Annotated in this window: 6 protein-coding genes; 4 read left to right on the top strand and 2 right to left on the bottom strand. The window is 58.2% G+C overall.

What is annotated here, in order from left to right; all coding sequences use genetic code 11:
• Nucleotides 1–135 precede the first annotated feature (135 nt).
• Nucleotides 136–2,064, bottom strand: coding sequence for an ATP-dependent zinc metalloprotease FtsH (ftsH, locus tag ACOCD2_RS12550; RefSeq protein WP_293648490.1), 1,929 nt, complete (start codon nt 2,062–2,064; stop codon nt 136–138).
• Nucleotides 2,065–2,219: 155 nt separating this feature from the next.
• Nucleotides 2,220–2,840, bottom strand: coding sequence for a 23S rRNA (uridine(2552)-2'-O)-methyltransferase RlmE (gene rlmE / locus ACOCD2_RS12555; protein WP_293648492.1), 621 nt, complete (start codon nt 2,838–2,840; stop codon nt 2,220–2,222).
• 130 nt (nt 2,841–2,970) lie between these two features.
• On the opposite strand from rlmE, the gene yhbY reads away from it, so the two are divergent.
• From yhbY to tnpB, 4 genes are all read left to right on the top strand, one after another.
• Nucleotides 2,971–3,264, top strand: coding sequence for a ribosome assembly RNA-binding protein YhbY (yhbY, locus tag ACOCD2_RS12560; RefSeq protein WP_293648495.1), 294 nt, complete (start codon nt 2,971–2,973; stop codon nt 3,262–3,264).
• A 38-nt stretch (nt 3,265–3,302) separates the two neighbouring features.
• The gene (locus ACOCD2_RS12565; protein WP_419586449.1) at nt 3,303–4,295 is read left to right on the top strand and encodes a hypothetical protein; all 993 of its coding nucleotides are present in this window, start codon (nt 3,303–3,305) and stop codon (nt 4,293–4,295) included.
• Nucleotides 4,220–4,534: an IS66 family insertion sequence element accessory protein TnpA gene (tnpA, locus tag ACOCD2_RS12570; RefSeq protein WP_293649990.1), complete on the top strand. Its 315-nt coding sequence runs from the start codon at nt 4,220–4,222 to the stop codon at nt 4,532–4,534. The genes ACOCD2_RS12565 and tnpA overlap by 76 nt, the downstream gene beginning before the upstream one ends.
• Nucleotides 4,534–4,783, top strand: a 250-nt coding sequence (gene tnpB / locus ACOCD2_RS12575) for an IS66 family insertion sequence element accessory protein TnpB (protein WP_293675443.1), incomplete at its 3' end; no start/stop codon positions are given. The genes tnpA and tnpB, both read left to right, overlap by 1 nt.

Consider the following 4,783-nt stretch of genomic DNA (forward strand, 5'->3'; position numbering starts at 1 on the left):
ACGCCGCGTTCGGAGGCCTACTTTGTTTTCCCTCTGGCGCAAGGCACGCCGGGAAAACAGTGCGGCCTCGCGGCTACTGGGGTCTACCAGCCTTCGCTTCGCTCTCCATGCCTGGCAGCGATCGAAAAATGGTAATCAATGCTGTCCGGCGGGATCCGGATCGATCACCGGGTCGTCTTTCTTGTTGTCCTTGGGCACATCATCCACGGCCACAGCGTTGCCACCCGAACTGGGCGAAGAGTCATCATCCCAGTCTGCCGGTGGACGCGGTGTACGGCCGGCCATGATGTCCTCGATCTGCTGGGAATCGATGGTTTCATATTTGATCAGCGCCTGAGCCATCGCATGAAGCTTGTCGATGTTCTCCTTGAGAATACGACGTGAGCGGTCGTAGTTGCGGTCGATGACGTTGCGGATCTCCTCATCGATGATATGTGCCGTCTCGTCGGATACATTCTTGTGCTGGGTGACGGAACGGCCGAGAAACACCTCTTCTTCCTCTTCGCCATAGGCCAGCGGTCCCAGACGATCGGACAGTCCCCAGCGGGTGACCATGTTGCGGGCGATTTCGGTCGCCCGCTTGATGTCATTGGATGCACCGGTGGTAACGTGATCATCACCAAAGATCAGTTCCTCGGCAATCCGGCCGCCATACAGGCTGGAAATCTGGCTCTCCAGCAGTTCGCGGCTCTGACTGTACCTGTCCTCTTCAGGCAGGAACATGGTGACGCCCAGGGCGCGCCCGCGGGGAATGATGCTGACCTTGTACACCGGATCGTGTGAAGGCACCATCAGGCCCACGATGGCATGGCCTGCCTCATGATAGGCGGTCTGTTTCTTTTCTTCGTCCTTCATCACCATGGAGCGGCGTTCCGCGCCCATCATGATCTTGTCCTTGGCTGCCTCGAAATGAGACATGCGCACATCCTTGCTGTTTTCGCGGGCGGCCAGGAGCGCAGCCTCGTTCACCAGGTTGGCAAGGTCGGCACCGGAAAACCCGGGGGTACCCCGGGCGATGAGTGAGGGTTTCACATCGTCGGCCATAGGCACCTTGCGCATGTGCACCTTGAGAATCTGTTCGCGGCCACGCACATCGGGAAGCGGCACGGTCACCTGGCGGTCGAAACGGCCGGGTCGCAGCAGAGCCGGGTCCAGCACATCCGGGCGGTTGGTGGCGGCGATAACGATAACACCCTCGGTGCCTTCGAATCCGTCCATTTCCACCAGCAGCTGGTTCAGGGTCTGCTCACGCTCGTCATGTCCACCACCCAGGCCGGCGCCACGGTGGCGGCCCACGGCATCGATCTCGTCGATGAAAATAATGCAGGGTGCGTGTTTCTTGGCAGTCTCGAACATGTCACGCACACGTGAAGCGCCCACCCCGACAAACATCTCGACGAAATCCGAACCGGAAATCGTGAAGAACGGCACCTTGGCTTCACCGGCGATGGCTTTGGCCAGCAGGGTCTTGCCCGTGCCGGGAGAGCCGACCATGAGCACGCCTTTGGGAATCTTGCCGCCGAGACGCTGGAACTTGGAAGGATCCTTGAGGAACTCCACCACTTCCTGCACTTCTTCCTTGGCCTCTTCTACACCGGCCACGTCGGCAAAGGTCACCTTGACCTGGTCTTCACTGAGCAAGCGTGCCTTGCTCTTGCCGAAGGACATGGCACCACGGCCACCGCCACCGCCCTGCATCTGCCGCATGAAGAAAATCCACAGCGCCACGATGATGATCAGGGGAAACCAGTTGATGAGAATCAGCTTGAGCATGGAAGGCTGCTCGGGCGGCTGGGCGCGGATATCCACACCTGCCTTGAGCAGGTCACCTACCAGGCCGGGATCTTCGGGGCTTTCGGTAAGGAAAGTGCTGCCGGAGGACGTTGTGCCTTCGATCTTTCCGCCATCATGAATGATGACGCTGGTCACATTGCCCTGCTTCACCTGTTCCAGGAACTGGGAGTAGGAAATCGCCGGCGCGCGATTCTTCTGTCCGTTGAAGCTGTTGAAAACCGTCATCAGGACGATGGCGATCACAACCCAAAGGACAATATTTTTTGCCATATCATTCAAAACAAGATTCCTCTAAAGTTCCTTACCGTATCCCTGTTTAAGACAGCGGTAAAAGCATTACGTTCTACCTGAAACCCCCGCAGTTCCGGGGGGATACAGCGTTCAAGATGAAGGAGCACTGTTTCAGACAGTATAGTTAGAAAATATCAGGATTTATAACCTGTTGCTACCACATACACTTCACGGCTTTTCGGACGGGAGGATTTCGGCTTGCGGGTCACCACCCGGGTAAAACTGCTGCGGGCATCCCTGATAAAGTCGTCAAAACCCTCTCCCTGGAACAGCTTGGTAACGAATGCGCCCCCGGGCTTCAGGGTGGTCCTGGCAAAATCCAGCGCCAATTCAGCAAGATACATGGCCCGGGGCTGATCCACGGCACGCACACCGCTGGCATTGGGCGCGATGTCGGAAACTACCAGATCCACGGCACGCCCTTCCAGCAGATTTATCAATTGATCCATGACTTCCTGCTCCCGAAAGTCGCCCTGCAAAAACTCCACGCCAGGGATACCATCCATTTCCAGGATATCCATGGCCAGCACCTTGCCTTTGCTGCCCACGATACCGGCGGCTACCTGGCTCCAGCCTCCCGGAGCAGCTCCCAGGTCCACTACCACCTGACCGGGTTTGAGCACCTTGTCTTTCTCCTGGATCTCCAGCAGTTTATAACTGGCCCGCGAGCGGTAGCCGTCACGCTGGGCACGCTGTACGTACTCATCATTGACATGACGCTGCATCCATTGATGACTGCTCTTGGAACGTGCCATTAGCGGAAAAAAGACGGTGATAAAGCGTTGATTATACCGGTTTTACGCACAGGGAAAATGTTTTCACGTACTGTTTCGGGAACAGGTAAAATACGGCCTTGCTGACTGTTTACCCCCCATGGAGCGCCTTGTGTCCCTTTCCAACCCCCAGATCCGCCATCTGCGCGGCCTCGCCCACTCCCTCAAACCCGTGGTCATGGTGGGCCAGCATGGCCTGCGTGAATCCGTTCTGGAAGAAATCGGTATCGCGCTGGATTTCCACGAACTCATCAAGATCAAGGTCAGCGCCGGCGACAGGGACGAGCGCGACAAAATCATCGGGAATATTGTCGACCAAACCGGTGCGGAACGGGTGCAGCGCATCGGCAACATGGCCGTTCTGTTCCGGAGAAACCCCAAAAAGCCGAAGATTGTGCTGCCCTGATCACGGTTCCTTCCCGGGCTGCAGTGCGAAAATGCCCCATGCAACATTCTTTCGCCGCAAAGCGCCACTCTGTTTACAGGGCATTCGCCCTCCTCCTCACACTGGTACTGATTCCCGCCATTCAACCCGCTTCTGCCGCCCAAAGCACCGTCGCCGGTCAGGTGTCAGGCTACGCCACGCTCCATTCGGTCGGCATTGAAATCCGCATCGACGGAGATAACAACCACAATGCCCGTGGCACGCTTGCATTCCGGCCTGCTGGAAACGGGGCGTGGCAACCCGCACTGGATCTTTTCCGCGTGGATTACACGCCCGACAGCCCGGTAAAGGACATCACGGATCATTTCAACGGCTTTGCAGGCAGCATCTTTTTTCTCGACCCCGGGCAACGCTACGAACTGGCAGTGGAAATCAGTGATCCGGACGGAGGAAACACCCGCCAGACCCTCAGCATCAGCACGCGGCCGCAACCGCGAAAGCCCACCGGTGGACGACGCTTGCATGTCCGGCCCGGCAATGGCGGTGGCACAGGTACAGCGGCCAGTCCGTTCCTCGGTATAGAGGAAGCCCAGAAGCACGCCCACCCGGGAGATACCTTCCTGCTCCACAGCGGTGTTTATTCCGGCTTCGACAGTGGCGGCGAAATCCTGCTGGACACCCCGGGGACCAGCGACAGCTACATCGTCTGGCAGGCTGCACAAAACGCCAGTGTGGTTTTCGACGATCCGCTACGCATCGCCGCCGGACACCTGTGGATTGAAGGCATCCATGTACGTGGTCATGCCGATGTGGACAATGAATACGGGCTGAGAACCTACAACGCGCCAGACGATGTGGTGATCAAGGGCAACCGCTTCACTGACTTCTACTGTAAGCGCCCAAGAATCCACACCTATTTTCCACACCTGACCCTGTGCAGACTTTCTCCCCGAATCCCACGACAGAGGAGAAAGCAATGGATACTTCCGATATCACCGAAGGCGCGCCGTTCTGGCAGCCACACATTTCGGCCTGGCAACAATCCGGCCTGACGCAGAAAGCCTACTGCGAACAACAGGAACTGCGGTATAGTACCTTTGGCTACTGGGTCCGCAAGCTACGCCGGGCGGCCGAACCGGCAACAGAGAAGAAGGGGGCGGGCTTTGTGCCGGTGATCCCGGCCACGGTGCAGCCCGCCGGCCTGATCCTGAGCCTGCCCAACGGCCTGGAGATCCGGGGAATCGCGACTGAGACCCTGCCGCTGGTGAAGCAACTGCTGGCGGTGCTGTGATGGAATACCGGCTGCGCCCGCATCCGCAGATGCCGCGGATCTACCTGTATCAGGACCCGGTGGACTTCCGCAAGAGCTTCCGGAGCCTGGCTGCGATCGTCGAACAGGAGCTGGGCCACAACCCCTTCGAGGGGGCGCTGTATGCCTTCACCAACCGGCGGCGGGACAAGATCAAGCTGCTGTATTGGGAAGACAATGGCTTCGTGCTCTATTACAAGAGCCTGGCCGAGGAGAAGTTCCACTGGCCGG

This window comes from Thiolapillus sp., assembly GCF_048562965.1.
Taxonomy (GTDB): domain Bacteria; phylum Pseudomonadota; class Gammaproteobacteria; order Chromatiales; family Chromatiaceae; genus Thiolapillus; species Thiolapillus brandeum_A.

Excerpts from the sequence above, each read along its gene's own strand:
- ftsH (WP_293648490.1), bottom strand. The coding sequence starts at position 2,064 with ATGGCAAAAAATATTGTCCTTTGGGTTGTGATCGCCATCGTCCTGATG.
- rlmE (WP_293648492.1), bottom strand. The coding sequence starts at position 2,840 with ATGGCACGTTCCAAGAGCAGTCATCAATGGATGCAGCGTCATGTCAAT.
- ACOCD2_RS12565 (WP_419586449.1), top strand. The coding sequence starts at position 3,303 with ATGCAACATTCTTTCGCCGCAAAGCGCCACTCTGTTTACAGGGCATTC.
- tnpA (WP_293649990.1), top strand. The coding sequence starts at position 4,220 with ATGGATACTTCCGATATCACCGAAGGCGCGCCGTTCTGGCAGCCACAC.